Origin of the sequence: Sediminitomix flava (genome assembly GCF_003149185.1) — a bacterium.
Classification (GTDB): Bacteria; Bacteroidota; Bacteroidia; order Cytophagales; family Flammeovirgaceae; genus Sediminitomix; species Sediminitomix flava.
The window spans coordinates 56,971-82,877 of sequence record NZ_QGDO01000006.1 but is presented as its reverse complement, the minus strand read 5'-3'; the positions used below and the strand labels follow the sequence as shown (position 1 = coordinate 82,877).

Annotated in this window: 22 protein-coding genes; 4 read left to right on the top strand and 18 right to left on the bottom strand. The window is 37.2% G+C overall.

Going from position 1 to position 25,907, the window contains the following annotated elements; translation table 11 throughout:
- Window positions 1-27 precede the first annotated feature (27 nt).
- From trxA to BC781_RS19340, 5 genes are all read right to left on the bottom strand, one after another.
- Entirely contained in the window at window positions 28-384 is a 357-nt protein-coding gene (trxA, locus tag BC781_RS19360) for a thioredoxin (RefSeq protein ID WP_109620962.1), read from the bottom strand.
- Window positions 385-500: 116 nt separating this feature from the next.
- Window positions 501-2,237: a BCCT family transporter gene (locus BC781_RS19355; RefSeq protein ID WP_109620960.1), complete on the bottom strand. Its 1,737-nt coding sequence runs from the start codon at window positions 2,235-2,237 to the stop codon at window positions 501-503.
- A 196-nt stretch (window positions 2,238-2,433) separates the two neighbouring features.
- Window positions 2,434-3,018: an SRPBCC family protein gene (locus tag BC781_RS19350; RefSeq protein WP_109620958.1), complete on the bottom strand. Its 585-nt coding sequence runs from the start codon at window positions 3,016-3,018 to the stop codon at window positions 2,434-2,436.
- Window positions 3,019-3,196: 178 nt separating this feature from the next.
- Window positions 3,197-3,781 (bottom strand): NAD(P)H-dependent oxidoreductase, encoded by a 585-nt coding sequence (locus BC781_RS19345; protein ID WP_109620956.1) that lies wholly within the window; start codon window positions 3,779-3,781, stop codon window positions 3,197-3,199.
- A 40-nt stretch (window positions 3,782-3,821) separates the two neighbouring features.
- The gene (locus BC781_RS19340; RefSeq protein ID WP_109620954.1) at window positions 3,822-4,472 is read right to left on the bottom strand and encodes a peroxiredoxin-like family protein; all 651 of its coding nucleotides are present in this window, start codon (window positions 4,470-4,472) and stop codon (window positions 3,822-3,824) included.
- Window positions 4,473-4,605: 133 nt separating this feature from the next.
- On the opposite strand from BC781_RS19340, the gene BC781_RS19335 reads away from it, so the two are divergent.
- Window positions 4,606-5,445 carry a LysR family transcriptional regulator gene (locus tag BC781_RS19335; protein ID WP_109620952.1) on the top strand — a complete coding sequence of 280 codons (840 nt, stop codon included), beginning with the start codon at window positions 4,606-4,608 and terminating at the stop codon, window positions 5,443-5,445.
- 98 nt (window positions 5,446-5,543) lie between these two features.
- On the top strand, window positions 5,544-8,219 hold the full coding sequence (locus BC781_RS19330) for a calcium-translocating P-type ATPase, PMCA-type (protein ID WP_109620950.1): 2,676 nt from the start codon (window positions 5,544-5,546) through the stop codon (window positions 8,217-8,219).
- An 86-nt stretch (window positions 8,220-8,305) separates the two neighbouring features.
- On the opposite strand, the gene BC781_RS19325 is transcribed toward BC781_RS19330, so the two are convergent.
- The 10 genes from BC781_RS19325 to BC781_RS19280 all read right to left on the bottom strand — a co-directional run bounded on the left by BC781_RS19325 (window position 8,306) and on the right by BC781_RS19280 (window position 22,739).
- A complete protein-coding gene (locus tag BC781_RS19325; RefSeq protein ID WP_109620949.1) occupies window positions 8,306-9,166 on the bottom strand; it encodes a hypothetical protein in 861 nt (286 codons plus the stop codon).
- Window positions 9,167-9,190: 24 nt separating this feature from the next.
- Window positions 9,191-9,874 (bottom strand): Ig-like domain-containing protein, encoded by a 684-nt coding sequence (locus tag BC781_RS19320; RefSeq protein WP_109620947.1) that lies wholly within the window; start codon window positions 9,872-9,874, stop codon window positions 9,191-9,193.
- A 107-nt stretch (window positions 9,875-9,981) separates the two neighbouring features.
- Window positions 9,982-11,415 (bottom strand): efflux transporter outer membrane subunit, encoded by a 1,434-nt coding sequence (locus BC781_RS19315; RefSeq protein ID WP_109620945.1) that lies wholly within the window; start codon window positions 11,413-11,415, stop codon window positions 9,982-9,984.
- 7 nt (window positions 11,416-11,422) lie between these two features.
- On the bottom strand, window positions 11,423-14,548 hold the full coding sequence (locus tag BC781_RS19310; RefSeq protein WP_109620943.1) for an efflux RND transporter permease subunit: 3,126 nt from the start codon (window positions 14,546-14,548) through the stop codon (window positions 11,423-11,425).
- Window positions 14,545-15,765 (bottom strand): efflux RND transporter periplasmic adaptor subunit, encoded by a 1,221-nt coding sequence (locus BC781_RS19305; RefSeq protein ID WP_109620941.1) that lies wholly within the window; start codon window positions 15,763-15,765, stop codon window positions 14,545-14,547. Before BC781_RS19305 ends, BC781_RS19310 begins: the two co-directional genes overlap by 4 nt.
- Window positions 15,766-16,020: 255 nt before the next feature.
- On the bottom strand, window positions 16,021-17,004 hold the full coding sequence (locus BC781_RS19300; RefSeq protein ID WP_109620939.1) for a helix-turn-helix transcriptional regulator: 984 nt from the start codon (window positions 17,002-17,004) through the stop codon (window positions 16,021-16,023).
- Between the two features lie 558 nt (window positions 17,005-17,562).
- Window positions 17,563-20,301, bottom strand: coding sequence for a 4-alpha-glucanotransferase (locus BC781_RS19295; protein ID WP_109620938.1), 2,739 nt, complete (start codon window positions 20,299-20,301; stop codon window positions 17,563-17,565).
- A gap of 437 nt (window positions 20,302-20,738) precedes the next feature.
- Window positions 20,739-21,629 carry a sulfotransferase domain-containing protein gene (locus tag BC781_RS19290; protein WP_146201737.1) on the bottom strand — a complete coding sequence of 297 codons (891 nt, stop codon included), beginning with the start codon at window positions 21,627-21,629 and terminating at the stop codon, window positions 20,739-20,741.
- A gap of 67 nt (window positions 21,630-21,696) precedes the next feature.
- Window positions 21,697-22,188: a GNAT family N-acetyltransferase gene (locus BC781_RS19285; RefSeq protein ID WP_109620934.1), complete on the bottom strand. Its 492-nt coding sequence runs from the start codon at window positions 22,186-22,188 to the stop codon at window positions 21,697-21,699.
- Window positions 22,189-22,190: 2 nt separating this feature from the next.
- Window positions 22,191-22,739 carry a YfiT family bacillithiol transferase gene (locus BC781_RS19280; protein ID WP_109620933.1) on the bottom strand — a complete coding sequence of 183 codons (549 nt, stop codon included), beginning with the start codon at window positions 22,737-22,739 and terminating at the stop codon, window positions 22,191-22,193.
- A gap of 309 nt (window positions 22,740-23,048) precedes the next feature.
- Between BC781_RS19280 and BC781_RS19275 the strand changes: the two genes are divergently transcribed.
- Window positions 23,049-23,732: a phosphatase PAP2 family protein gene (locus BC781_RS19275; RefSeq protein WP_109620931.1), complete on the top strand. Its 684-nt coding sequence runs from the start codon at window positions 23,049-23,051 to the stop codon at window positions 23,730-23,732.
- On the opposite strand, the gene BC781_RS19270 is transcribed toward BC781_RS19275, so the two are convergent.
- Together BC781_RS19270 and BC781_RS19265 are read right to left on the bottom strand one after the other, a co-directional pair.
- Window positions 23,733-24,110, bottom strand: a complete 378-nt coding sequence (locus BC781_RS19270) for a hypothetical protein (protein ID WP_109620929.1) — start codon at window positions 24,108-24,110, stop codon at window positions 23,733-23,735. It lies immediately after the preceding gene.
- On the bottom strand, window positions 24,107-24,691 hold the full coding sequence (locus BC781_RS19265; protein ID WP_109620926.1) for an RNA polymerase sigma factor: 585 nt from the start codon (window positions 24,689-24,691) through the stop codon (window positions 24,107-24,109). Before BC781_RS19265 ends, BC781_RS19270 begins: the two co-directional genes overlap by 4 nt.
- A gap of 212 nt (window positions 24,692-24,903) precedes the next feature.
- On the opposite strand from BC781_RS19265, the gene BC781_RS19260 reads away from it, so the two are divergent.
- Complete coding sequence (locus tag BC781_RS19260; RefSeq protein WP_146201736.1) at window positions 24,904-25,230, top strand: DUF6249 domain-containing protein; 327 nt, start codon at window positions 24,904-24,906, stop codon at window positions 25,228-25,230.
- Between the two features lie 72 nt (window positions 25,231-25,302).
- Here the strand turns inward: BC781_RS19260 and BC781_RS19255 are convergent, their stop codons facing one another.
- Entirely contained in the window at window positions 25,303-25,854 is a 552-nt protein-coding gene (locus tag BC781_RS19255; protein ID WP_109620922.1) for a DUF2911 domain-containing protein, read from the bottom strand.
- Window positions 25,855-25,907 lie beyond the last annotated feature (53 nt).

Genomic DNA, 25,907 nt, shown 5'->3' with positions numbered 1-25,907 from the left:
TGAGTCGGCAATAAAATATTGCATTGTTTATTTCAATAATTCTTTCTCAATCACATTCACAAAAGCTTGCTTTTGCAATGCTCCTGCTTGCATTTTTGGTGTTTCATCCATCGGAATAAACAAAAGAGATGGAATACTTCTGATACCAAAAACAGCTGAAAGCTCTTCTTCTACTTCTGTATCAACTTTATAAATATCTACCTTGTCCTTATACTCATCAGAAAGTTCTTCTAATACTGGAGCAACCATCTGACATGGTCCACACCAATCTGCATAAAAATCAATGATAGCAGGTCTTTCTCCTTTAAATTTCCATTCTTTTTCAGTGGTATAATCAAATACTTTTTCCTTGAATACCTCTGCTGTCATTTTTATTGTAGCCATGATCGTTTTCTTTATGTACGTTATTTATTTTATGCAAAGTTCCGACATTTTCCCTAGTAAGTCAGTGACCTATGTTACAAATCATTTTTGTATAAAATACGTAATCAACAGCTTTTCTATTTCCTTTTACTCTTTATTTGAATAGAAAGTCTGAAATAGAAGGATCGTGCTATCATGATCAAAACAATTGAAAATGGGAATGCAAAAATGAGTGTTGCTGCCTGTAGTGCTTTCAAACCTCCTCCAAGTAAAAGGATCAGACTCAAAGCTGCCAATACAATTCCCCAAATGATTTTCATTTTCATACTTGGGTCCAAATCTCCTTTGGAAGTCATCATACTGATCACAAATGTGGCAGAATCAGCTGAAGTAACTAGAAATGTAAAAATCAGTAAAACAGCTATAAAAGATGTAATCTTAGAAAGAGGCAATTGATCTAACAGTAAGAAAGTACCCAAATCTGCATTTTTCAAGATTTTATCTCCGATAGACACACCTTCTACCATTTCCATATGAATAGCAGAACCACCAAATACAGAAAACCAGAAAATACTAAAAATGGTAGGGATAAGCAGACAACCAAAAATCAACTCTCGGATTGTTCTGCCTTTGGAAATTCTTGCAATAAAAATCCCAACAAAAGGCGACCATGAAATCCACCATGTGAAATAACTCAATGTCCAATTTCCCATCCATTCTTCAAACTGAGGCTCATAAGGGTCTACCTTAAAACTGAAAAGGGTAATTTGAGAAAGATACTGTCCTATGCTGTCTACAAATACCTTTATGTTGAATAATGTTGGTCCTGTGAAAAACACAAAAAGCATGAGTGCTATAGCGACAATAATATTGGTATTTGAGAGTATTTTAATGCCTTTATCTAAACCTGTAGAAGAGGAAACTATAAAAACAGCCGTTACTGCTACTGAAATGATTATATAGCCTGCGGTACTCGCAGAATTGATTCCAAAGATTAATTCTATTCCGCTACTCATCTGTATGATTCCCATTCCTAGAGAAGTACTCACACCAAAAATGACAGCCAAAATAGAGATCAGATCTACAATTGATCTGGTTAGTTTTCTTGTATTACGTTTAGCTGAAAAATCAATAATACTTGAAGAAATTAAGTATTTCTTTCGCTTTCTAAAACCATAATAAGCCACTCCTACAGCACAGATCGTATAAATTCCCCAAGCATGTAAACCCCAATGGAATACAGAGATTGCCATAGAGTTTTGAGCAGCCAAAATACTTTTAGATTCTCCTACAGGAGGGGAGAAGAAATGATGTAAAGGTTCTGCTGTTCCCCAAAATAAAATACCAACACCCATCCCTGCCGAAAACAGCATAGAATACCACGAAAAGTCGCTAAACTCAGGGCGTTCGTTGGGAGGACCTAGAACTACTTGCCCAAAACGACTAGAAGCAATATAGATCAGGAATATTAAGAATACGGAACTGATCAGAACATAAAACCAATTGAGATTGTGTGTAATGAACTTTGAAATACTATCCGATATCTCAATCAATCGATCTCCTGCAATTAATGCTAAGACAATAATCAGAATGGAGATTCCTAAACTTATCCAAAAGTTATAACCGATTATGGTTTCTTCTTCTTCCTCAATCTCTTTTACATCTCTGCGGATATCTTCTAACTCATATTCCAAAATACGTTGGTAGAAGGTCTTCTTTTTCCGCTCAATCTCACGAAAAGACTTTGATTGCGTTAAATCAGCTTCCCTCCGAAGTTCAATCTCATACTCCTCGATCATCGCATCAACTTCGAGCTGAACTTCTGGGTTTTTTATTTCTTTAGATGGGTCTGTGTTTTTCTTTTCCTCAGGCATATAAACTTCACTCTCTTGTTTGGAAAGATTAAACTACTTGCAAGCTACAGTTATAAAAAAGGCTGTAAAGTCATACCCAAATTAGTTCTCGAATTCCTTCTCATTCTGACGTTGAAGCTTCAGATTGTACCAATAGAAAAAATAAATCCCCATATCTTTTTCAGATACAGGGATTTTAGAATGACAATTCTCCTTATTATAAATACTGCTTTCTGATCTGCTTGAATGTTTCTGGGTTTACATCTTCGCCTGTTTTTACATGATGCTCAATTGCAATCGTATAATCGGTTAAGTTCTTTTTGAATCGACCTTTCGCTAATACTCCCATTACCGCTGGGTTTGTACGATAAACCATCTTCAAGCTTAACTTACATGAGTTTTCAGAAATCGGGTCAACATCATAAATGACATAGCTAATATCTGTTTCGAGCGGTAAACCTGCTATTCCATTAATTTCAGCTCTGAAAGAATAATTTTCTGGGTCAAAGTTTACAATCTTTTCTTTTGTGTACTTCTCTCCATCTTCAGAAAATGTACAGATTCTTTCACAACCTTCACCTGTCATGGGTGTTCCTTCCACATAATGCGAATCGGCTAGTTTTGGATGAGACTTCGCGATATCCGCAAACTCTAATCCGACTACTTTCCATACACGTTCTGCCGATACAGGAATAATTCTTTCAACTGTAAATTCCTGTGTTTTTTGCTCTTGGGCTAATACTACAGTACTGAATAATAATCCGATAACAATGAGTTTGAGTTTTACTAAGCTTTGATTCATTTCCTTTTTGTCTTTGGTACACTACAAAGGTGAGCTTTAGAAAAAGGAAAGAATGGGAGAAATAGCTCAAAGAATTAGAGCTTTGGTTCAAAGTAATTTTTCCCAAAAATAAAGAACCCAGTCTTCAATGCTTATTAAGCACTAAAAACTGGGTTAATAATATAGCTATTGATATCGATTAGAAATGCTTTGCTAGATGCGCTTCAAATCTTTTGAAATCTTCTTCTACGTCTGGATTTTTCATTACATCATAAGCCGCAAATGTTTCTAGCGGCTCATAACCAAAGAACTTATAATTTAGGTGCATTGGCCAGAACAAATCATCTACGCTTCCTCCGTCAAAGAACTTCTCTTCTTTGTTATTGAAAGATTCTTTTGGTGCATTGAATGTAAGTGAAAGCATATATTTTTTACCTTGCATCAAACCTCCAGAACCATAATTTTTCTTTGGTTCTGCTTCCGTACGACCATCACCATTACAAAGCTGTCCCATCATACCCAAGGTATAAACTTCGTCCATGTACTTTTTGAATGACCAAGAAACACCCATCCAGTTTACAGGAGACTGCAAGATCACGACATCAGCCCAAAGGTGTTTGTCAATCTCCGCTTGCGCATCGTACTCCTCACGCATAGTTGTTGTTTTTACTTCATAACCTTTTCCTTCCAAAAAGGCTTTTGCATTGTCTACAAGCGTGTTTGAAAGTTTCCCCTCTGAAAACGGATAATACTGGTGTCCGTTGATAATAAGTACCTTTTTCATTTTAATATTTTCTTATTCTGAAGTTGTTGTCTGTTTCTATTTAAATACTTTTCAGAACCTCGATTAAAGGTTCTACTTCTGGTCTGATTCGGTAGTCTGGATCAGTTTCCACAAAACGAATTTTTCCATCCTTATCAATTAAGAATCGAGCAGGCATAGGCAATGCCCATTCGTCATTTCCTTGATGTCCTGCTAAGTCAATTTTAAATGCATCTCTGTACAAGACTTTCAAATCTTCTTGCAAGTGGAACTTCAAGCCCAACTCTGCTGCTAACTCATTATTTGCATCATGAAGAATGTCATAGTTCAGACGTTGCTTAGCAATGATATCTTTCAAGAATTCTGGTTTCTCAGGAGAAATAGCAATCACCGAAGCACCCAAAGACTCAATTTCCTCAGCATACTTTTTCAAGTTTGCCAAATCAGCGTTACAATACGGACACCAAACTCCTCTGTAGAAAGTCACTACTACAGGTCCTTTTGCTAAAAGATCTGCTAAACTCACCTCTGCATTATCTTGATTTACCAAAGTAAAACTTGGAAATGTATCATCCACTTTAGCTACTTTTTCCATAATTCCAGAGGCACGAAGATCGTCCGTTGCTCCATGCATGATCTTTAGAGCTTCAGGAGGCATACTTCCTTCAAGGCGCTCTTTTAATTGTTCAAGTCTTTCGTTTAGTGTTGCCATGGAATATTTATTTTAATCGTTATTATGAATTTTTTCTGATCTACTAATCCCTTTTGACGATACAAAGGAAAGTATATTTTGTATATTTGTAAAATAGATTTATTCAATCACAGTAATCTATTTTAGCGATAACATGAATCTTCAATTTATAAAATACTTCGTGGCGCTAGCAGAAACGCAGAATTTCACGCAAGCATCCGACAAAGTACACGTTGTTCAGTCTACCTTTTCAACAGGAATAAAGAAGCTAGAAGAACATTTAGGCTGCCAACTTTTTTTTAGAGACCGACGAAATGTAAGCCTCACAAAAGAAGGAGAGATTTTACTTCCAAAAGCAAAATCGATGCTTTCTATATGGAACAGTATGGAGACCGAATTTGCTCACGAAACCATAAAAGAACTCAATATTGGTGTACTCAACACCTTAGATTTCGATACGATTGTTCCGAAAATGAAAGCCTTCAAAGAGTTACATAGTGGCTGTAAAGTCAACCTCATAGAAGGAGATCATGAATACCTATCTTCAAAATTACAGCGGAATGAATTGGATGGGTACTTTAGCAAAGCTATACCCGAAGAGGAGCAACTGGAGCATTGTGTTGTTTCGGAAGATAAACTGATGATAGGTGTTCCCGACACACATCCGTTGGCCATGAAAGATAAAGTAGAACTAAATGCGCTGCATAAAATTTCTTTTATCAAAAGATGTAATTGTTCTCTTTTCAAAGAAGTGAGTTCTGCCTTTGAAGAAAAGCAAATAGAGCCTGATTATGTGTTTACTGCCAATGGCGATGACACTGCTTTGGCACTCGTTGCATCGGGAATTGGTGTATCACTTTTACCTAAACCTAGAAAAGAAAATGTTGGTGTAAAATTTTTACCGATCACAGACGCCAACTTTAAGCGAAAGATTACGTTCGTGTGGAAAAAAGGAAATCATTCAAAAGCTTTGATGAATTTCCGTTCTGCATAATAATCTGAACGCAAACAAAATCTGGGACGTCTGCACTATTCTCTCGATTTATTTCGAACTTAGGAAAGAGGACGTCCAAAGATTAACTTTTAGTGATCATGCACTATAAAATAAAAGGTTTAAGCAATGATCAGGTCAATACTTCTCGCAACACACACGGAAGTAATGAGCTTACGCCCCCTCAGTCGGAGACTTTCGGGGATAAACTGATCCAAAATTTTAAAGACCCTATTATCATCATTTTGTTAGTGGCATTAGGAGCCATGATTGTACTATCGCTCTATGAGCTAACAGAATGGTATGAAGCCCTCGCAATTGGTTTGGCTGTACTACTTTCCACTCTTGTATCCACCTACTCAGAGTACAGCAACGAATCATCCTTCCAAGAGCTGCAAAGGGAAGCTTCCAAAATTAATAACAACGTGATCAGAGATGGTAACGTACAAGCTGTTCCTGTCGGAGAAATCGTAAAAGGAGATTACGTGTTACTTCAAGCAGGAGATAAAATCCCTGCCGATGGCTATTTGGTTGATGGACGAATCAAAATCAACCAAGCATCACTTACGGGAGAAAGCGAAGCCCTAGAACGTACGCCTATTCCCGAAGAACGTATTGCATTGGAGAGAGATTTCTCTGATCCCAACTCTGTGTTTAGAGGTGCTTTGGTTGAAGAAGGAGAAGCGATCATGCTTGTCGAAAATGTAGGCGACCACACTTTCTATGGAAAATTGGCTAAAGAATTAGGCGAGTCAGAGCAAAGACTTTCTCCACTCCAAGTCAAACTAAAAGAGTTGGCTAAACTCATAAGTAATATTGGCTACAGAGTTGCGGTTCTAATTGCTGTTGTCTTTTTTGCCAACAAAGCGATTTTTGCCAATGGTTTTGACCCCGATCTGATTTCTCAATATTTTCAGAATACCGATGTTGTCATCAAAGACTTGATGGATGCAATTGTGCTTTCTATCATTATTGTGGTAGCAGCCGTTCCCGAAGGACTTCCTATGATGGTGGCTATTGTACTTTCTCTCAACATGAAAAAAATGCTGAAAGAGAAAGTTTTGGTCAGAAAGTTATTGAGTATCGAAACAGCAGGTAGTCTGAATATTCTCTTTTCTGACAAAACAGGAACAATCACCAAAGGTAAATTGGAGGTAACACAATTTCTTTCTCCCGATGGCAATTCTTACCACGACTTCTTCAAAATCCCAGAAAAGCTAAAGGAATATTGCGAATTCACTATCCAAGAAAATGCGACAGCGCACATTGATCCTAGTGGAGAAATTATTGGTGGAAACGTTTCTGAGAAAGCACTTTTAGCTTATATCTCTCGCTCAGTACTAGAAAAAGAGAGTAAAGTCAGTACACAAACCATCAATCAAATTCAATTCAATAGTACCATTAAGTTTTCAGCTACTCAAGTTCAGAGTGCCGAGACTATCTTTGATGGACTAGGAAAAGAAATCACATTGATCAAAGGTGCTCCAGAAGCAATTTTTGACCACTGTAATTCTTATTTCAATGCTGAAGGAAAGAAAGTATCTTTTGACAATAAAGAAGCTTTTAGTCAACATTTAGATGAATTGGCAGATCAAGGTATTCGTGTCATTGCTCTTGCCGTTTCAGAAGAATCGATTGATCCGATTGAAAAGAAAATGCCTTCTAATACCAGTTTGGTTGGTGTATTAGGTATCAGAGATGAAATTAGGGTACAATCGAAAAGTGCAATCCGAGAAGTACAGGAAGCGGGTGTGCAAGTAGTCATGATGACAGGCGACCGTAAAGGAACTGCACAAGCGATAGCAAAAGAAACAAACCTACTTCAGTCTGAGGATGATATTGTCATTACCTCAGCCGATCTGAATAAAATGAGCGATGAAGAGGTAAAAGGAATTCTTCCTCGTTTGAGAGTCATTGCAAGAGCGCTACCTACCGATAAAAGTAGAATGGTCAGAATCTCTAAAAGTATCGGTAAAGTAATCGGTATGACAGGTGATGGCGTAAATGACTCTGCTGCCTTGAAAAAATCGGATGTAGGCTTTGCTATGGGTAGTGGTTCAGAAGTTGCTAAAGAAGCTGGTGGTATCGTCATTCTTGATGACAACTTCTTGTCTATCGGAAATGCTATTCGTTACGGAAGAACTATTTTCCGTTCAATCAGAAAGTTTGTAACCTTCCAACTTACCGTAAACGTGGCTGCAGTGAGTACCGCCTTTCTAGGCCCTCTGATTGGTGTCGATTTTCCATTGACCATTATCCAATTACTTTGGATCAATATGATCATGGATACTTTGGCTGCTATTGCCTTTGGTGGTGAACCTGCTTTACATCGTTATATGAATGAACCTCCGATTGATCGTGAAGAACATATTCTCACCAAAAATATGCGAACTTCCATTCTCTCTAGCGGAATTTATATCACGCTATTCTCAATCCTATTCTTGACCGTTCCATTCTTCAAAGAATTATTCCTTCGAGACGGTGTATTCAATGAAAAAGTATTCCTTACCGCCTTTTTCAATATCTTCATTTTCCTTATCCTATTCAATGCCTTCAATGTGCGTACTGAAAGGAGGAACTTGTTTGAACACCTAAAAGAGAACTTGATGTTCTTCCAAGTGATGCTAGGAATTGCAGTACTGCAAATTGTATTTACCTACATTGGCGGAAGCATTCTGCGTACTGTTCCATTGAATCTAAAAGAATGGGGACTTGTTTTTGGTTTTGCATTCTCAATCATTCCGATTGATATGATTCGGAAATCAATCATGAAGTAAAAGTTTAAAACGAATAAGGTCGCTATCATCCTCAGATGATCAGCGACCTTTATTACCTCTCTTTAATGTATAGTTGAATTGGTTAATTACATTTTAAGGAAAACACCCACAGAATATGCAGGATTTGCCATGATAAGTTTTCCGAAGAATACTGTATTGTAAGTGGCTGAAACACCCCACTTTTCGCTGAAATTATAAGCTACTTCAGGAGAGAATGCCAAATACTCTTGATTATTTGAGAATAGACTTGAAACCTCTGATAAAGATGGAGCTGATCCATTTTGCATCGACTCAATACCTGTAAAACGTGCAATAGCTGTAATCTTATCATTCCAGAATGTCGCTCCAGCTTCGAAACCATAACGAAATTCATCCGAAAAATCATTCGTACGATTGTTATAACCAGCATAAGCCGAAGAGTACATATTCAGACTTCCTAATTTAAATCCTGTACCTACATCAACTTTCAACATTTGGTTAAACTCTCCATCTCCTGTTTGTAGTATACCTAACCCACCTTTTCCTGTCTGCCCCGATGGAATTCCCAATAGTACCGATGCACTCATCACTACTCTTCTATCTCTAATTATTCCATACGTAAAACTCAGATCAATGTCCCCGATACTATTAAAATCATCTCCAGGCTCTAAAGTTTCTCCAGTTGTAGCAGAAACCTCATTATTATAATAGGTTCGAACAAAAAGAGGGAGATAAGCTACCGCAGTAAGACGATCTGTAATTCCGTATTCGGCATATAGGTTTGTACTGAAAAACCCTGTTGTTACATTCGGATCAATTTCACCTGTATCCGTATAATGTTGATCTGCTATAACCCAATATTGGAATAACTTATAAAAGCCTTCTCCTTTTTTCTGTGGCCAAGGTCCTCCCGCCATAGCTGAAAAAGATAGCGAGAGCAAAAAAGATAGTATTAGAAAGAATCTCATGTTCGTATATTTTTAGCTATGGTTTTATTCAATTTTTCCGTCACCAACTTTAACTCTAAATGGTTTGCAGTAGTAAAGCAAATATTCGTAGGTACCTATATCTACATTAGGAATAATGTATGAATGTGCCCCTTCAAAAACTTGTACTGAACCTATCTCTAAAGCTCCGGCATTTGTTGATGGGTTATTTGTGAGGTAAAGTACCAAGTCGGGAAGAGCTGTTGATGCTCTGTAATTGTCAGCTATATCAATTTGGATACCTCCTCCGTTAATAGATGATACGGTAAAGTCTCCTTCCAATAAATAAGAGCTTGTTGATTGGATTGTCCCACCTTTAGCACCACCTATAACCTCTTGCTCCAAATCTTCATCAACGGCTAGTTTTATCGAATCGACAAAACTATCTCCAGGCATCTGAACAGAAGCGAAAATAGTTGTCATACCTTCGGTCAAACCTTCTACAAGGCCACCACTGGTAATACTTACAACTTCTTCATTTGAGCTTTCCCACATAATATCTTGAGCTTCTTCTTGCCCAACATTATTCAGATAAATAGCCTCAAACTGATAACTAGCTCCAACTTTAAGGGAGTCAATAGGATTTGAAATACTTACACTTTGCTCTACTGTATCAAATTTGATATCATCTCCAATGCATGAAGATATAAGGATAGATATTATACCTAAAAAAATACTTGAACGGATCATGTACAATAGCGTTTTTGGTCATAGTCTCTCTTAAAACTTAAAATAAATAAAAATGTTTACATGTTATTTATTTTTAAGTAGTTAAAAGTTTCTTTCATTCAAATTTATCAGTTCTCCGAAGTTGTTTCTTCCTCTTTCGGTAATGTCTGCCAACCTCCACCTAAAGATTTGTACAGGTCTACAACAGATAGTAACTCGCTTCGGATAGCTTCACTGACTGCCAACTCGGCTTCAAACAAACGACGTTGGGCATCAAGTACATCAATATAACTTTTGAGCCCATTCATATATTGTAAGGTTGCCAAACGAAGGTATTGCTCAGAAGTAGCTGCAAATCTGACTTGAAGGTTTTTATTTTCTTTCGATTTGTGGTAATCAGTTAGTGCATTACTCACTTCTTGAAAGGAAATCAAAATTGTCTGTTGATAGAAATTCAGACTCTGCTCATACCGTGCCTTTGCCGCAGCTAATTGTCCTTTGTTTCTTCCACCTGTATAAATGGGAAGGTCAAGGTTTATAATATCATCCCAATAAGGAATAAGATTAAAATCTCGTAAAGAAAGACTCTCGAAACCATTTTCTGCTGTCAGTGTCAATGAAGGATAAAAATTACCCTTTGCCACTCCTATAAAAGCATTGGCTGCAATAAGCTGCTGCTCTGCTTGTATGATATCTGGCCTTCTAAGTAATAGTTCTGAAGGAAGACCTGCAGGTACTGTTGGGGGAATAGGTTGAGAAGTCAATTGCAGACCTCTTTGAATTGCCCCTGGATTTCTACCCAATAACACATTCAATTCATTCTCTTTAAATACAATCAACTTTTCAAGAGATGGTATTCTTGTTCGGGTTTGAATCAATTCTACCTCAGCCTGTCGGAGTTCTAGTTCAGATGTAAGCCCTCCTTTAAATCGCAACTCAGCAATTCTGTAAGCTTCAATACGGGCATCTACCGTATTATTTGTAATCTCTAGTCGATAATCTAAATCTAGTAATTCAAAGTAAGCTCGTGCGACACTACTCGTAATTAGGATTGCTAAAGCTCGATGCCCTTCTCTTGATGCCATAAATTCAGCAATGGCAGCTTCTCTCCCTCGTCTTAGTTTACCCCAAAGGTCTACTTCCCATCTAAGTCCTCCATAAAACTGAATGGTTTCTATTCCATCGGGACTGCTATCATTTCCATCTACAGGATCTGATTCAAACTCTGCATCACCAACAGCACTTACACTTGGTATCAGATTACTCGTTGCAATTCTTCTGATACCAGCCGCTTCATTGATTCTTGCGGCTGCAATTCTCAAATCTCTATTGGCAAAAAGTGCTTCATCTATCAAATTGGTAAGTACAGTATCTTGATACAATTCCCACCAAGGTTTTTCTGCTAAAGTCTCTGTTTCTTCTTCTGACAACTGCCACTTTGCTGGTGACTCAATGGTAGGACGAGTATAATTTGGTCCTACTTTACAAGTCGAGAACAGTAAGAGAAAACTCAAACTAAAGAAAAGAGAGACTACATAATTTGGACGGTACATTTTTCTCATAAAAGACCTATTTAGTGGTGTTCTCTTTTCCCAATTTCTTATTCCATTTTTCTTTCATTTTACCAATGACAACATAGAATAACGGAACAAATACAATTCCTAGAGAAGTTGCGACAAGCATTCCCGCAAATACTCCAGTACCGATCGAATGTCTACTTGCAGACCCCGCACCTGTGGCTGTCACCAATGGAATCATACCCAAAATAAAGGCTAGGGATGTCATCACAATAGGTCTGAATCGGAGACTTGCAGCACTTAACGCTGCTTCGGTCAGTGTACTTCCCGACTCATATTTTTCTTTGGCAAACTCTACAATCAGAATGGCATTTTTTGCTGCTAGACCAATCAGTGCAACCAAACCAATCTGGAAATAAACATCATTTTCCAAACCTCTCATCCATACGCCTAGAAATGCTCCAAATACAGCAACAGGCATAGAGAGAAGAACGGCTATCGGGATGATCCAACTTTCATATTGTGCTGCCAAGAAAAGGAAGACGAATAAGAGTACCACCAACATAATTGGCCCTGTTTGCCCTGCCGACTGCTTTTCTTGATACGAAACCCCACTCCACTCATAACCGATTCCTTCGGGTAAATGCTTATCAGCAATATCTTCCAACTCATCCATGGCTTGCCCCGAACTGTAACCTGCTGCAGGGACTCCTACAAAAGTGGATGTGTTGAAAAGGTTGAATCTTGTGATTGTACCAGGTCCTGTACTCAATTCAGCTTTACCGAGTGCAGAAAGTGGAACCATCGTTCCATTATCCGCTTTCACATAAAAGTTGTTCAGATCACTCGGACGTAAACGGTAATTTTCATCCGCTTGAAGGAACACCCGATAAATACGATTGAAAAGGTTGAAGTCATTGATGTAAACCGAACCGAGTAAGGCTTTCATCGTTGTAAATATTTCACCTAAAGGAATACCTAAGAATCTTGCCCTATCACGATCAAGGTCAAAATAAAGCATTGGGATTTCTGGTAGTAGGTTCGTACTCACGTCTTGCAGCATCGGACTTTGTCTGACATAATACATCATCGTATCAGAGGCTGCCATCAAATTTTGAAAGTTCCCTCCCGAACGGTCTTGTAACTGAAACTCAAAACCACCACCTGTACCCAATCCTGGAATTACTGGAGGCTTCGAAATATTGGCTATTGCTTCGGGATATTTTTGGAATTCAGCTCTTACTACATCAATTATTTCGTTTAATGAACGTAACTCTGAACGTTCCTCCCATTGCTTTAAAACTACCGTCAAAACACCTCTTGCTTCACTACCTCCAATTCGATTACTTCGTCCTTTTAAAGATTGGACATATTCAATCTCTGGGAGTGTAAGTAAGAAATCATTGGCCTTATCCATCACCTTACTCATCCTAGGAAAAGCAGTTCCTTCTTGAAGTTCCATCTCTACTGTAAACCACCCTTGGTCTTCTTCAGGTAAGAAACTTGAAGGCACTATTTTGATGATAAATGCCGTCAAGACAATCAATACACCAAAGCAAGCTAATGTTCTTCGATGGTTATTGATCGTAGCTTTTACTAAGCCTGTGTATTTTGAATTTCCATATTCTAGTCCTTGATCAATTGCTCGGAATAACCAATTTTTTTTCCCTGTTCTCGGTTTCATTATAATTGCACACAAGGCAGGACTGAGCGTAAGTGCTACAATCGTAGAAATCAGTACAGATACAGCAATCGTAACGGAGAATTGTCGGAATAACTCTCCAGTAATACCAGCTAAGAAACTTACAGGAATAAATACTGCGGCCAATACCATAGAGGTTGCTATCAAAGCTCCCGAAAGTCCTTTCATCGCAATGTGTGTAGCTTCTCTTGCTCCAATTTTTTGTTCCTCCATAATCTGCTCTACACTTTCTACCACCACAATGGCATCATCTACTACAATACCGATGGCAAGAATAAGCCCTAGAAGGGTAAGTGTATTCAAGGAGAATCCGAAAGCGAGCATGACGGCAAATGTTCCGACCAAAGAGATGGGTACCGCAATAGTTGGAACAAGTGCAGCCCTCCAACTTTGAAGGGAAAGATAAACTACTAGGATTACCAAAAAGATCGCTTCAAAAAGCGTTTGATATACCTCATTAATAGAAGCTTCAATGAACTGAGTTGCATCGTAGGAATACACATAATCCAAACCATCGGGAAAGGATTTGGACAACTCTTTCATTTTTTCTTTGATATATTTTGAAACTTCCATGGCATTTGCTCCTGGAAGAAGAAATACATCCATCATAGCAGCATTACCATTGTTCAAACTGGAAGCATCTCGATAAGCCGATGCTCCAAGTTCGACTCTTGCTACATCTCTAATCCGAATAACCGAACCATCATCTGCAGTTCTGATAATTATATTTCCAAATTGTTCTGTCGTGGAAAGACGTCCTTGACTGGTAATTGGCAGGGTTATATCTATATTTCCTTTGTTGGGAAGAATACCTAAAGCACCAACCGCAGATTCACGGTTCTGATCTTTAATAGCATCCGTAATATTCTTAATTGTAAGTCCGTATGAGGCAATAAGGTGAGGGTTCACCCAAATACGCATGGCATAGTTACGCTTACCCACGTTCACTACCCTACCTACACCTGGTGTTCGACGCAATACATCAAGTACATTGATACTCGTGAAGTTACTCAAGTAGACTTCATCATATCTTGGATCATCTGAAATGAGGGATACCGTCATCAACTGATTCGGAGAGACTTTTTCAATCTCGATACCATTCTGAACTACATCAATAGGTAGTCGAGCCTCTGCCAATTTGATACGGTTTTGGATTTCTACAGCAGCAAGATCGGGGTCGGAACCTACAGCAAACGTAGCCATAATGGTCATACCACCATTGTTGGTATTTTTAGACTCCATGTAAATCATATTTGGAGCACCATTCAATTCTTGCTCGATTGGTGTCGCAACCGCTTCTGTTACCGTTTTCGCATTCGCACCCGGATAGACTGCCCTAATACGAACCGCTGGTGGTGTTACATCTGGATATTGTTCAATAGGTAAAAGGAAAAGAGAGATCACACCTACAAGCACAATCAATACCGAGATTACCATTGAAAGTACTGGTCTATCAATAAACTTTGATACATTCATGACTTGGCTGCCTCCTTCTCAGCTTTATTTTCAGAAACTGCTTCTGTTGATTTTTCTTTGGAAGTTTCTTTTTGGTTTTCCTCTGGTTCTTCTGCTTCTGGCTCTGCTATTTTTACTTTTTGCCCTGCTTTAATTTTATGCATTCCTTCAGAAATAACCGTTTCTTGCGGATTCAGTCCTCTTTCAATGATAATTTCATTGTCAATTTCAGGACCTAACTCTACAAAGCGTCTTTCTACCGTTGTATCTTTTCTAACTAAGAACAGATAAGCACCACCATCTTCAATCTGAACTGATTTACGCGGTACTACTACTGCATCTTTTACAATATCTAGTAACAGTTTCACTCTTGTTGGCTGTCCTGGAAGTAAAACTCCTCTTTGGTTCGGGAATACAGCTTGTACAGAGTATGTACCTGTTTCAGGATTCAGTTTATGCTCTGTGAAGTTAAGACTACCTTTCTGCTTGTATTCTGTATCATCTGGTAGTGTGATTGTCACTACATTCTTTGTAAGATTAGTACTATCTCCACCTCCTACATTTCTTCGTTGAGAAGCTAAATAATCCAAGGCCGTCATACTGAAGTTTACATAGATTGGATCAGTCTTTACAATAGTTGCCAACAGAGATGTTTCTCCACTTCCGCCACCTACAAGTGTACCCAAATCCACTAATGATTCTGTGATAAAACCATCGGTTGGTGCTTTTATTTTTGTAAAACTTAGTTGAAGTGCCATCCGATTGAGCTCTGCCTTACTCCTATTTACCGAAGCATCTGCATAGGCTTTTGCTGCAATCGCATTATCATAATCTTGCTGACTGACTGCATTTTCTTTGTAAAGCGGTTTTAAACGCTCCAAATCTCTTTGTGCTTTTAGAGCACCCGCTTTCTCAAGCTCAAGTTGGGCTTGTGCTCGGTTATAATCAGCATTGTATTGTCGGGGATCAATGATATAAAGAAGATCATCTTTCTTGACTTTACTTCCTTGTTTGAAAGCTACTTTCTGAAGAAAGCCACTCACCCTTGCTCTTATTTCAACCTGTTGGAATGCTCTTGTTCGCCCTACATATTCACCAAAAATTTCGACATCGCGTTGATGCGATTTGGTAATGGAGACTACAGGAGCAGGAGGCTTTTGCTTGACCTCTTTACAGGCAGAAAAAAGTAGGATGACTAATACGAGAAAAGTCGTTTCTAGCCTATGTTGTCTTCTCATGAATGTTGGTTTATCCTCCTATTTAGTTAGGATGTTTGTTTTTAGTTTTCGGTTTCAGTCTTTACACATACCAACTTCACACTGATTGCAACAGTGACTTTTTCAAATAAATTCCGACTATAAATCGAAATATTATGAATGTTATATATCGCCTAAGGAAAGTGATTGGAGTATTTTTCGAAGTAATTCAGATAAAAAAGCATGAATTAAAAAATAGAGTGTCTTTGTTGTTCTATTCTATGCAGAACGTATGCTTTATTTATTTTCTCTTAAAGCAGATGGGCTTACGCCAAAGTGTTTTTTGAAACCATTGGCAAAATGACTCGAATGAGAAAAGCCTAAAGAATGTGCAATAGAGCTAAGGGATTCGTTGGTTTGCTTTACTTGTTGATAAGCCTCTTGATAACGCTTTTTGAGCACATACTGACGCGGAGGTAATCCGAATACTTTCTTAAAGTTATTACGGAGACGATCTGCACTCATTCCATATTTCCTACAAAGGTCTTCAATACTCGGTGGACTTTGAATATTCTTGATGAGATCATTTTTTATAAGAAAGATGGTATCCACATCCATTGTGACTAATCCTACACTATGATCATTTTCTAGTCGTTTGGAAAGTTGTCTGAAGAAATAAGTTAGCAGCTCCATACCTTTAGCTAAACTAAAACCTAGTCTCTCAGCTCTGTTTTTACTTTGCACCTCAAAAATACGGCGAATGCACTTCTCCATATTGTAATCGATTGTTTCAAAGATGATCCACTCTTCTTTTCTTTGAAGCAATTGATCTATACTTGGCAATAAACCATAAGTAACTTTTTTCCAAGTTTCAATGCTTACTCTAAAAGTAAGCCATCGGATGTTACGGTGTCTTGGTATAAAAACTTGATGGGCTCTTAAAGTATTATACATTGCGGCACTGTTAAGTTGATTTTCCCCTACAGCTCCGTTTCCTGTTCCTTGATGGAAAAGAACAGAATCATGTACAAATCGGATAAGAATACTTGTTTCTTCTTGGGCTTCTTCTTGGAATAATACATCGTAATCAAACCATACTTCGTTGATACTCATATTCACCCCAGGAAGGTTATCTAGATTAGTGATTTTTACACTTGTATTGGGCGTATCTACCGTAAAAACTTGCCCATCCCAACTGCTTCCTGGATAGGTTTGACTTATTTCTGACAATACGTGGCTCATATCGCCTCTTCCTAAGGTAAACTTAACTAGTTGATCCATCGATTTTTAACTTTACCGTAACATTGTAGTCGCGTTAACTAGTTTAATGTTTTTTTGCAACTATTATCGTTTTTTTTGCAATCCTCAAGCTACTGATTTCTCTACTTTTGTAATGTTATCATTAGTCAACAACGTATAACAAGTCTATCATAGTTCCATTTTTTAGTTATAGACTTCACGTTTGTTTTTGAATAAAACTTTAGATTTTTTCTGATTAACCTAATTTTTTAAAGTTTAATTTTTTTAAGAATACGGTAAAGTCACAAATGGGGGAAACTTGTGCTTTATCATGTTAAGATTAAGGTGAAAAAGTGGTTCATTACTTTTTTCCACCGTCTAGTACGGATGACTTTTTCAAATGAAATCATTTTAAATTTTTGAGGAGTAAGACTATGTATACATAACTTTTTTAGTTCTTTTTTGACTACATGTGAATTATTTAAAGGGGATAGAAACTGTGGAGGTAAACTTTGGTTCACCTCCCTTTTTTTTTATCATAAAAAAAGCCCCTGCCAAAAGACAGGAGCTATATATCTCAATTTGAAAATATCAATTTTTCTAGAATGGTGTATTTCTACCTGATCTCTTGATCAATGTTTCCACCTTATTATTGAATGCATCTTCTTTCAACAGATCTTCCAAATACATATGGAAGCGATATCTCCAATAATGATGTTTTATTGCTGGAACATTGATTTGTTCTGCTTTTGCATCATTACGGCGAAGCTCAGCATCAATTGCCATTATATCTTGAATTGGGAATACAGCCCACATACTTGGTGAATACAAGTGCATATTCAGAATTTCTTCTGCTGCCCAAGCCTCACAGTAGAATGGTGCTTCCCCCCAATGTCCCATCCATTGATTGTAGAATCGTTGGGTTGCATCACCTGACTCTTCCCACCAGCCTCTTACAGTAGCCATATCATGGGTAGAAGTACTACCTACTGACATATATGGATAATCGGCAGGGTGTCCAAATTCAATTTTTGGATCTTTAGGCATACGCTGAATTTCCAAAGAAAGGATGTCTAACTCATCCATTACTCCAGGTACACAATCTGGAACCATACCTAAATCTTCTCCACAAATCAGCATGTTTGTAGCATTGGTGATTGCAGGAAGCTTTTCTAAAGCTTGCTCTCTCCAAAGTCCTTCTTGTCTATGATAGAAGTAATCTAGATATAATTCACGGATAATATTCTGCTCATTCTTACTTAGTTCTTGGAATGACCTTGTACGATCTAAAGATACTCTAGGTACAAAATGTTGCTTATCATCGTGACCTTTGGCTTCAATAAGAATTACCTCATTATGCAAATGATAAAGTGTATCTCTAAGCCAATCATTATGCTTTTTCTCTCCATCAGACTTTGGCTTCATTTTATTAAAATGAGCCTCTAGCTTACGTTGAGTATCGAATTCTTCCTTAAACTGAAACTCACCAAACTTATATTCATCAAAGTAAGTTTCACGAACCATGTCTGTAGACTCATGGAACAAATCGCCTAAGAAATGACCTCTGATATATGGTTTACATAATCTGTCATAATCAAAGTACATTCCTTTGTGTCTAAACTCATCGATATGAAGAGGTACCGCAGGACTGAACTGACCAAGAAGTCCTTGAACTGAATGTAATGGAATTTCCCAAATACGGAAGAAGCCAAGAATATGATCAATACGGAATGCATCAAAATACTGAGAAAGATGTGTCATTCGGCTTACCCACCACTTATACCCGTCTTTTTTCATTTCATCCCAATTATAGGTTGGGAATCCCCAGTTTTGACCGTTCACCGCGAAGTCGTCTGGTGGAGCACCAGCTTGTCCATCCATGTTAAATAGCTCTGGCTCAAACCAAGCATCAGTACTATTTCTGTAGATACCAATCGGAATATCACCTTTCAACACCACATGGTTTTCTCTTGCATATTCAGCTGCCTCCAACAATTGTAGATGAAGGTGATATTGCAAGAAAATATAGAAATGTACGGCATCTTTAGAGGCTTTATCTGTGAAAAGAGCATCAATTTTCTTTGCTGAATACTTTTGATATCCTTTCCAAGTATTAAAATCTGGTGTACCAAATTTTTCTCTCAAATATGAGAATGCAGCATATGGTTTCAACCAATGCTCATGCTCTTTGATAAATGCTTTAACTTTTGTGGCTTTATAGAATGCTGTTTTCTTTTCTTTCCATAAAGCTTCTAAGTAAGTCATTTTAGTATTCAAGACCGCTTCATAGTCAATCTCAGGAAGAGCGTTTAGTTCTCTACGCTTCTTCTCTAGTTCGTCCATTTTTTTCTTCGTCTTTAATGAACCAACTTTTTCAAGATTGATATAAATAGGATGAAGTGCATAAACTGAAATAGCTGCATAAGGGTATGAGTCTATCCAAGAATGAGATGCAATTGTATCATTTACAGGAAGAATCTGTACCATCTTCATTCCTACTCGCTTTGCCCAATCCACCAACAGTTTAATGTCGTTGAACTCTCCTACTCCCATGCCTTCATGCGTACGCAGAGAGAATACAGGAACTGCTACTCCTGTACCTTTCCATGCATTGGCATCATATCTGAAAATTCCTTCTGAGATAATTTGAAGAATATGTTCATCACCTGCCGCTGTAACGTACAAATATCTGTTGTCACCAGCTTCATAATTAACAACTTCACCTGTTTTAGAATCTACTAAGAAGAATTTATATCTTACATGTTCGTGGCTAACTTGAAGATTTACAGTCGTAGACCATCTCACACCATCTTCATCAGCAACTAACTTAATAGCTTTTGAATTATCCCATTCGCCCAAAGAAGGTATATTACCAACCATATGAACTTCATAATTATCACCAATTCTTGGGACTAATATCTCAAAACGATGAACGAGCTCTTTTTGCTTTGAAGATACTTTAATCGCTTTTGCTTTTGCTGAAGTACGTTTCCCTCCAAAGACCGCTTTTGTAAAAGAAGATGAAGTATAAACATCTTTACTGCGCCAAGCATCATTAATTTCGATCAGATCAAATTGCTTATCAACTTTAAGAATACGGTCATCTCCGTGCTCTTCTTTTATAATCGCACCCGTATTTTCGTCTTTTACAAAATATCTGTATTCGAGTTTGCTCGATCTTCCCTTAAATTCAACGTCTAGCTCCCAATTTCCATTTGGGAATGAATTCATAGGTATCGCTTTTGTATAATCTGATTTTCCAAGACTTGGTACAGAACCAACGATATACAGCCTTTGCCCCCATTGCGTATAATAGTTGACCTTAAATCGTAATTTCATGTGGTAGGTATAATTTGGTTATTAAGTTTTTAATTCATTTCATTTTCATCTTTACAGATCATCTATCTGTCTACTTGGTACAGATGATTGTATGATTTTCACTTCAAATATTAGTGGTTATAATGCTGAAGCTAAATCTAAAATAATAGGAATTCCACTCCTTCAAAAACACTCGAAAGTTATTTGCAATGATTGTCTTTTTCTGACTTGGAATTTCTTGTACACACACCTTTTTAATTGGTAGTTTATCGCTGAATATAGATCAGAATAGTTGACAAACGAATAACTACCTTTAGAGGCGTAACCTTAAGTATTTCTGTTTAATACAACAAGGTATTGCATTTTACTAATTAATAATCAACAAAAAAAATGACATTCGACAAGCGAAAAACTTATTCGCCTGTTTTTCTTTCAAAAGGCTGATTATTTGCTCTTAACTATGCAAGATTAATGTTTTTTTTCGACGAAATAGGAGAATAAGCATTATAAATTGTAAGTCCGAAATGATCAAAGATTCGCTGAATTCGCTCTTTTGTTTGTTCATCTAATTGAAGAATCCTCTTTTCCAATTGTTGCTCTGAGTCTTCTAAATAGGTTTTCTGAAAATCGGTATAGCTTCCTTTCTTGATATTTTTTAGAAGATTTTTTGCATCAGTGTCTATTTCTAGTTCCTTTAAAATTCGATTTAGTTCCTTCTTAGGATCACGTAATAAATCTTCATAAAAAACAGGAATTACGTCCCTCAAAACCTCTTTATTCTGAACTACACTCACATTATTTATACACCAATTAGCAAGCCTTATTTCCAGCTTGGTTTCAAGTGTATTTAAGAAAGAATGATGTGTTATGAAACGTTCATTATTTATCCAATTGGGAATGTTTATATCTTTCCCTTTATCAAAGGTATTTACCTGTGAAAGACAAGTATCTATAGGATGACGAAGGAGTAATATAGGCTTTCGTTTTAGGCTTATTCGTTTTAAAAACCAAGGTAAAAGCATATTTGCTCTGACAAACTTGGTAATGACAATCTCTCCTTCCCTCAACTGTGTTAGAGAATTAAACTGTACAGTCCAAGGAGTAAAAGTCGATAGTGATAAGCTGTCTTCTATAATTTTTACAAAAAGTGGATTTCTGTCCGAAAAAGGAATGAAAGGACGCCACCCCCAATTCAGTTTTTTAGGAATTGTACCAAAATTCTGATGCAAAGGCTCCCAATTAGTGACTGTTTTAGGCAATTGGCTTAGGATTTCCATAAGCCAAGTGCTTCCACTTCTTGCCTCGCTGAAAATCAGAATTTCACCCTGATCTGCAAAAGTCTTTTTCATAAACTTCAAATACAGATAATTTCTGATCCCTCGAAGCCAATTTCTAAATGCTGCTATCCACAAATTCTTATATAATTTTCGAGCGTCTTTCTAAAAGTACAGTATCTCGCCAGACTCCATTCATCTGACCGATTTTCTCTCTGTAACCTATTTTTCTAAAGCCTAATTTTTCATGTAAATAGATACTCACTTCATTTTCAGGAAAAATACCAGCTTGTAGCGTCCATATTCCTCTATTTTCACTCTCAGTTATCAGTTTCTGTAAAAGCTTTTGCCCCAACTTCATTCCACGAGCTTCAGAACCTACATACACACTAACCTCCGCTACTCCAGCATATACACACCTGTCTGAAACTTTCGATAATGCAGCCCAAGCAACAACCTTCGTATCTACTTCTACTACAAATCGACAAGATTGCATGTGGGAATTATCCCAGCTATCCCATGTTGGAGCTTCTTGCTGAAAAGTTGCATTTCCTGTCGCGATTCCTTCTTCATAAATATGAGCAACGCGTTTCCAGTCTTCAGCTTTTAAGGGGCGAATAGATAGCTCTTTCATATTTAAAATTCACCTTTAAATTTTAATGCTAAACTGACATGAGCTAAATGATGGTAACAATGCCAAGCATACATCCCAATAGCCTCCGCCAATGAAAACTGCTTTCCATGTTCAGGATGTACAAAAGTTCTCTTCAACCCTTCTTCAGTTAGTCTATTTAAAAGGTGTGACCAACGAGCGTGAAGCCCTGTAAGAATCTGTAATGAAGTTTCTATTGGCATTTCAAGTGTATCTGGACATTTCGCCCATTTGTCTTCCAAGTATGGTCTGATAGTAGGTGTATCTTCAGTAAGAGCTAACTTGAAACGGATAAAAGAATTCATGTGGCTATCGGCACAGTGATGTATCAATTGTAGGATTGACCAGCCCTCTGGACGATAGATATATGCTAGTTCATCATCTTTTAATTCTTCAACCAATTCAATAAGTCTTGAAGGGAAAAGTGCAATATCTTCAATCCATTCTTTTACTTGTTTGTCGTCTATATTTTCTGGAGAGACAAATTCACCAATAGGATACTGAAGTGCTTTGAGGTCTAATTCTGTATGCATTCGAAGGTATTTTTTATCAAAAAATGACTTAAAAGTGAAAGATAAGTAAGATTGTGAATAAAGTGAATCATATTTTATCTAAGAATCCTTCCCAAGAAGTATTAAAAACAGCCTACACAATTATTTTTCTAGTGTGAAGCTCTTCATTTCTTATAAGGATTAAATGAATACACCTTGATTTTAATCTTCGATGATTTAAAGTAAAAACCTTACATAATACTAGCCTATGTATTCTATCGAGGCTTTTTAAGCTTTATCTAAAGTATTGAATTGGTAATTTATTTTTTAGCGAAGACAAAACTCTCAACTATGCCGAAACATTACTTTTCACTTTTCTTATTGCTCATTTTAGGGTTTCCATCATACAGTCAGGATAAAAATTATCAATTAGATATTCCTAAGCATAAAGAATCTCTCCTAGAACAAAGTATTGTTCCTACATTACTAATTGGAACAGGCGTTTGGACAGTTTATACCAATACAGAATTAAACAAGTTTAAGGTACAGAGAAGTATTCAGAATAAGTATGCTGACTTTAATACTCAACTCGATAGCTACCTCCAATTTGCTCCTCTTGCCATCACATTAGGATATAAAATAGGAAATAAAGATTATGATAATTGGCAGGAGAGTCTTACCAAAACATTACTTGCTGAAGCTCTAATGCTAGGAAGTGTTTACACCATCAAAAATACAACTAGACATAAACGTCCACACCCTTCTGAAGAAGTTGATAGCTTCCCTTCAGGACATACCGCCCAAGCATTTATGGCTGCGAGTATTTTACATAAAGAAATAGGAGATGAAAGCCATTGGCTCACTGCTATGGGCTATACTACAGCTGCTTTTACAGGAGTCTTGAGAGTAATGAATAACAAACATTACATTTCAGATGTATTGGTTGGGGCAGGTATTGGCTTACTTTCAACTCACGTATCTTATTGGGTTATTGATAAAATTAAGCAACGAAAGAAAGCTCGAACCTTCAAATAACTAAGTATTTGAACGGCTCTTTTTAGAGAAAATATTCAATACCTTATCGAAAAGTAAAAGCCCCCAAACACCAACTACTAACCCTATCAAAATTGGCTTCATTGCAGCATCTAGTCCAATACTTGGAACGCTAATCTGCAAAGAAGAAGAAGTTGTAGAATGATCACCAAAAGCAATAGCCAAAACAAAGAACAAAAGCGCAACAAAGACACTCATTCCTAAAATTTTCTTAGAAAAGTGAATCGCTGTACTCTCTAAAGGTTTTACTTCCTCAATCTTTCGCATCACTTCATCAGTCATTTTCTCTGGAGCGATCTGTTTACTTTCTTGAAAGTAATCTTTGAGAAGTTGATCGGTAGTATTTATATCTGGTTTCATATGATTTCTTGAGTTTCTGCAGGTAACAATATTTGAAGGTGCTTTTGTAAACGCTTTCTGATACGATGTAACCTCACTTTTATGGTATTCTCTGGCAAATTAACGACTTGACTCACCTCTTGCAAAGATAATTCTTGCATATAAAACAAAGTAATCAAAGCCTGATCTTCAGAAGAAAGCCTTGCAATTGCTTTTTCAAGGTAATACTTCTGATCTTCTTTATGTATTTCATTTGCTGCTTGCTCTGCTGCTGTCTTCGGCAACTCCGAACTAGCAACATCATCCATTGAGCTAATAAACTTTTTCCTTCTTTTGAGCTGTGTAAGTGCAGTATTATAAACAATCTTGTATAACCACGTTGAAAACTTGGCTTTCCCATTAAAAGAACTCAAATACTTATAGGCTCTGATAAAGCTATCTTGTGCAACCTCTTCAGCTTCCTCTTTATTCTTCAATAATTGGAAAGCCAAATTGAACACAAAGCTCTTATACTCTTCAACCAAATAGCGAAAAGCATCTTTTTGCCCATTGAGCACCTGTTGAATAATGATTAGTTCTTTTTCTGGTGTATTGTTTTTCATCTCATGGGATTAGACCAAAGAGTTTTCTTCTGGTTACAGTCTTTTTCCATTTTTTGGTAAAAAAAGTTTTTTGAAAAAATCTGATTAAGACCTGTAACCTACTCTGGTTTGTGTGGTCATACCAACAGAAGCACCCAAAAAATTGAGGTGAATCAATATACAAAATTTGAAACATTAAACTTTATCATATGCCTGCTTCAGAAATGTTCGTCATGATGGCTCTATTCTCGACTGTTTTCGGGTTAGCCTACTTAATTATTTCTACACGCCATAAAGAACGTATGGCAATGATCGAAAGAGGTATCGATCTTAGTGCTCCTAAAAAACAAAGTAGCCCATTTCTCAAAAAACTAGCTTTTCTAATTGCTGGTGTGGGCGCTGGAATTTTCTTCGGTGGCGTATTTGCTGCTGTCACTCCATTTGAAGATGCAGCCTGCTATTTTTCTATGATTATGGTCGGTGGCGGCGGTAGTCTTTTAGCTCATTATCACTTACAAGAAAAGAAAAATGAAGACTCGCCTTTCGACCTTGACTTATAGTCAAAAGTCCACAAAAAAACTCACCTCCTTATGCAAAAAGAGGTGAGTTTCTATTTTTTAAGAATCGCTGAATTATTTTGTAATTGGAACAGCTACACGTAATGTATCCCAGCCCAAAACCAAATCAGTAGCATCACCATCTTTATTAAAAGTAATAGAAAATGCTTCTAAACTTTTCCCATCATTTGTAACTGGTGCTTCTACACGAACTACATCATTTTCTTCTTTATAAGAATATGCCCCCCAAACGTGTAAATCTGAGTTCAGAATCACAGTCCACTTATCTTCATTTGGAATAGTATAAAGCGAATAAGAACCAGCTTTAACCTCTTTTCCACCAAACTTCACATCTTGGAAAAATGTGATTTCAGTAGCTTCATTCGCTCCTGTTCTCCATACTTTTCCGTATTTCACAAGTTTACCGAAAACTTCTCTTCCTTTCATTTGTGGACGACTGTACAGCACTCTTGCTACAACTTCACCTTGTCTTCCACCTTCACGGTAGTAAACCATATCCATTGGTGACTTATCCAAGTCTGAGAATTTTTGAGCTTGAGCATCGCAAGCACAAAGTAGGATTCCTAGCAAGACCACTAGAAAGTTTAGTCCTTTAATCTGATTCATATTCCTATTGGTTATTAAAAATTATATTCTAACTATTTCTATCACAATATGCA

Coding starts and splice junctions, on each gene's coding strand:
- trxA (WP_109620962.1), bottom strand. CDS start 384: ATGGCTACAATAAAAATGACAGCAGAGGTATTCAAGGAAAAAGTATTT.
- BC781_RS19355 (WP_109620960.1), bottom strand. CDS start 2,237: ATGCCTGAGGAAAAGAAAAACACAGACCCATCTAAAGAAATAAAAAAC.
- BC781_RS19350 (WP_109620958.1), bottom strand. CDS start 3,018: ATGAATCAAAGCTTAGTAAAACTCAAACTCATTGTTATCGGATTATTA.
- BC781_RS19345 (WP_109620956.1), bottom strand. CDS start 3,781: ATGAAAAAGGTACTTATTATCAACGGACACCAGTATTATCCGTTTTCA.
- BC781_RS19340 (WP_109620954.1), bottom strand. CDS start 4,472: ATGGCAACACTAAACGAAAGACTTGAACAATTAAAAGAGCGCCTTGAA.
- BC781_RS19335 (WP_109620952.1), top strand. CDS start 4,606: ATGAATCTTCAATTTATAAAATACTTCGTGGCGCTAGCAGAAACGCAG.
- BC781_RS19330 (WP_109620950.1), top strand. CDS start 5,544: ATGCACTATAAAATAAAAGGTTTAAGCAATGATCAGGTCAATACTTCT.
- BC781_RS19325 (WP_109620949.1), bottom strand. CDS start 9,166: ATGAGATTCTTTCTAATACTATCTTTTTTGCTCTCGCTATCTTTTTCA.
- BC781_RS19320 (WP_109620947.1), bottom strand. CDS start 9,874: ATGATCCGTTCAAGTATTTTTTTAGGTATAATATCTATCCTTATATCT.
- BC781_RS19315 (WP_109620945.1), bottom strand. CDS start 11,415: ATGAGAAAAATGTACCGTCCAAATTATGTAGTCTCTCTTTTCTTTAGT.
- BC781_RS19310 (WP_109620943.1), bottom strand. CDS start 14,548: ATGAATGTATCAAAGTTTATTGATAGACCAGTACTTTCAATGGTAATC.
- BC781_RS19305 (WP_109620941.1), bottom strand. CDS start 15,765: ATGAGAAGACAACATAGGCTAGAAACGACTTTTCTCGTATTAGTCATC.
- BC781_RS19300 (WP_109620939.1), bottom strand. CDS start 17,004: ATGGATCAACTAGTTAAGTTTACCTTAGGAAGAGGCGATATGAGCCAC.
- BC781_RS19295 (WP_109620938.1), bottom strand. CDS start 20,301: ATGAAATTACGATTTAAGGTCAACTATTATACGCAATGGGGGCAAAGG.
- BC781_RS19290 (WP_146201737.1), bottom strand. CDS start 21,629: ATGAAAAAGACTTTTGCAGATCAGGGTGAAATTCTGATTTTCAGCGAG.
- BC781_RS19285 (WP_109620934.1), bottom strand. CDS start 22,188: ATGAAAGAGCTATCTATTCGCCCCTTAAAAGCTGAAGACTGGAAACGC.
- BC781_RS19280 (WP_109620933.1), bottom strand. CDS start 22,739: ATGCATACAGAATTAGACCTCAAAGCACTTCAGTATCCTATTGGTGAA.
- BC781_RS19275 (WP_109620931.1), top strand. CDS start 23,049: ATGCCGAAACATTACTTTTCACTTTTCTTATTGCTCATTTTAGGGTTT.
- BC781_RS19270 (WP_109620929.1), bottom strand. CDS start 24,110: ATGAAACCAGATATAAATACTACCGATCAACTTCTCAAAGATTACTTT.
- BC781_RS19265 (WP_109620926.1), bottom strand. CDS start 24,691: ATGAAAAACAATACACCAGAAAAAGAACTAATCATTATTCAACAGGTG.
- BC781_RS19260 (WP_146201736.1), top strand. CDS start 24,904: ATGATGGCTCTATTCTCGACTGTTTTCGGGTTAGCCTACTTAATTATT.
- BC781_RS19255 (WP_109620922.1), bottom strand. CDS start 25,854: ATGAATCAGATTAAAGGACTAAACTTTCTAGTGGTCTTGCTAGGAATC.